The 2671-nt window shown below is 65.7% G+C and carries 4 protein-coding genes; all 4 read right to left on the reverse strand.

What is annotated here, in order from left to right; genetic code table 11:
• Positions 1-220 (reverse strand): flagellin N-terminal helical domain-containing protein (locus ACYQ2W_RS25890; protein ID WP_459873897.1); only part of this gene is annotated, 220 nt, incomplete at its 3' end.
• A gap of 345 nt (positions 221-565) precedes the next feature.
• The gene (prmB, locus tag ACYQ2W_RS25895) at positions 566-1492 is read right to left on the reverse strand and encodes a 50S ribosomal protein L3 N(5)-glutamine methyltransferase (RefSeq protein WP_459873899.1); all 927 of its coding nucleotides are present in this window, start codon (positions 1490-1492) and stop codon (positions 566-568) included.
• 86 nt (positions 1493-1578) lie between these two features.
• Positions 1579-2115 carry a molybdopterin adenylyltransferase gene (gene mog, locus ACYQ2W_RS25900; protein WP_459873901.1) on the reverse strand — a complete coding sequence of 179 codons (537 nt, stop codon included), beginning with the start codon at positions 2113-2115 and terminating at the stop codon, positions 1579-1581.
• A 51-nt stretch (positions 2116-2166) separates the two neighbouring features.
• Positions 2167-2671: WbuC family cupin fold metalloprotein (locus ACYQ2W_RS25905; RefSeq protein WP_459873903.1), on the reverse strand; the 505-nt coding region annotated here is incomplete at its 5' end.

The raw sequence follows: 2671 nt of genomic DNA on the forward strand, positions 1-2671 counted from the left end.
TGGAAATACCGTCGTTGGCGTTGCGCACCGCCTGGTTCAGACCGGAGATCTGGGCGGAGAAGCGGGTGGAGATGGCCAAACCGGCCGCATCGTCCTTGGCGCTGTTGATGCGCAGGCCGGAGGAGAGGCGCTGCAGGGAGGTCGAGAGGGCGCTCTGGGTCTTGTTCAGGTTCCGTTGCGCGGTCAACGACGAGACGTTGGTATTGATGACTTGGGCCATGATCTTCTACTCCTGGAGGGCCGCGGGAGCACTTTGGCTCGACCGTAGACCTTTGATATTTGGCGGATATGCTCTGAAATCCGAGCATTTACCGCCTCCGGTAGTTGTAGCGACGGCCGACGGAGAAACCTTAGGGAAATTAAAAAAAAATTTCGTTGCAGAGCGTCCGGCCTGCGGACCGGGGTGGCGACAAATGCGGGCTTAGGGCTCGCGAAAGAACAACTTCCTGTTTTGGGGCGTCGAGACGCCGCTCCAGCAAGGCGCGCAAAGGGGCGCGTACTCGTTGTATGCAACCCTTTGCGCAACACCGCAGGAGAGGATGGATCGGCTTCCCAAAACAGGAAGTTATTCTTTCGCGAGCCCTTGCTCGGCGTAGGCCGACAACTGCTCCTGCGTAAGCAGAAAGACCCCACGGCCACCGCGCATGAACTCCAGCCAATGAAAGGGGAGATCGGGGTAGGCCTGGACCAGGGCGTGCTCGCTGTTGCCCACCTCCACCACCAGGATCCCCCCCTCGTTGAGGTGCGCGGGGGCCTCGCGGAGGATCCGCCGCACCAGATCGAGGCCATCCTCGCCGGCGGCCAACCCCATCTCCGGCTCGTGACGATACTCGTCGGGAAGCGCCTCCATGTCCCAGGCGTCCACGTAGGGGGGGTTGCTGACGATGATGTCGTAGCGCTCCCGGCCCAGGCTGACAAAGAGGTCCGATTCCACCGGAATCACCCTGCCCTCCAGGGCGTGCCGGTCGATATTCCGGTCGGCCACCGCCAGCGCCTCACGGGAGAGGTCCACCGCGTCCACTTCCGCCTCGGGAAAGGCGTAGGCGGCGGCGATGGCGATGCAGCCGCTGCCGGTACAGAGGTCGAGGATCCGGCCCACCCGCGCATGGTCGATCCACGGGGCGAACCCCTCCTCGATCAGTTCGGCAATCGGCGAGCGGGGCACCAGCACCCGCTCGTCCACATAGAAGGAGAGACCGCAGAACCACGCCTCGTGGGTGAGATACGCCGCGGGCAGACGGCGCTCCAGCCGCTGCTGGAGCAGAACCAGCACCGCCTCCCGCTCCTCCAGCAGCAGCACCGCATCGAGATAGACCGGGGGCAGCGTGGGCGGCAGGTGGAGGGCGTGGGTGACCAGATAGGCCGCCTCGTCCACGGCGTTGTCGGTGCCGTGGCCGAAGTGGAGCCCCGCTTCGTTGAAGCGGCTCGCCCCCCAACGGATCCAGTCGCGGGGAGTGGTCAGAATTTGCAGGAGGCGCTCGAAGTCGGACATGGTCCCGTTCCGGGGAGGGTTACGAATGGATTACAGCGCACGCCGACGGGCCGGGCAAGGTCACGCGCAATGGGTACGTCAATAAACTACGAGTGAGGGCGGTAGGCCTGCACCACCGCCGGATTGGTTTCGATGCGGGGGCCGCCGATCAGATCGATGCAGTCGGGTACCGCGGCGAAGACCGCCTCCAGACACTCCGCCACCCCCTTTACGCTGCCGGGCAGGTTGAGGATCAGGGAACGCCCGCGGATCACCGCGGTCTGCCGGGAGAGAATCGCGGTGGCCACCTTCTTCACCGACACCGCCCGCATCCGCTCGCCAAAACCCGGGAGCTCCTTCTCCCCCACTGCCAGGGTCACGTCGACGGTAACGTCCCGCGGCGCCGGCCCGGTGCCGCCAGTGGTGATCACCAGGGCACAGCCCAGGTCGTCGCACAGCGACTCCAGCACGGCCTTCAGCCGCTCCGGCTCATCGGGCACCACCTGCGCGTCCGCCTCCCAGGGGGTGATCAATGCCCGTTGCAGCCAATCGTGGACGGCAGGACCGCCGCGGTCGTCATACTCGCCGCGGGAGGCGCGGTCGGAGACGGTGACGATGCCGATACGAAGGGGTGAGTCGCTCATGAATCATCCACACTGTGCCGTTGTTCGATCTTCGCATTATACAGTTGCCGGTCAGCCGGACGCGGGGACGGAATCACCGGGCCGGGCACGGCGGTACCATTCGAGCCACGCGCCGCTAGCGACATCGCCCTCCCGGGGCGACCAGGGGGCGAAATCCTTGTCGGTAACCGGCGAGTAGGGCCCCTCCTTCAATTCGAAGAGGAGCGTGCCGGAGTGCAACGCGACCACCGTGTGCCAGGCGCCGACGGGGATCTCGATACCGCGCAGGGGGCCGCTCGCACACAGCTCGTCGCGGGTCGCCACGCGACCGTGGTCGTCGAAGGTGAGCACCGCCAGCGCACCGCTCAGGGCAATGAACAGCTCCCACCGCTGCGGCTCGGCGTGGCGGTGGACCGGCACGAAACTCTCCGGTTCGATGGCATTGAGGAAGCGCTGTACCGGATCGCTCAACTCCCCGTGGAGGTTGTGATTGGCCCGCCGGCGCGGGGCCTCCGCCGCCCGTGCGGACAACGCCGCAATCAGCGTGTCGTCAATTCGCTTCATGGCCTTAGGCAGG

The sequence above is a fragment of the Endothiovibrio diazotrophicus genome (genome assembly GCF_054657215.1).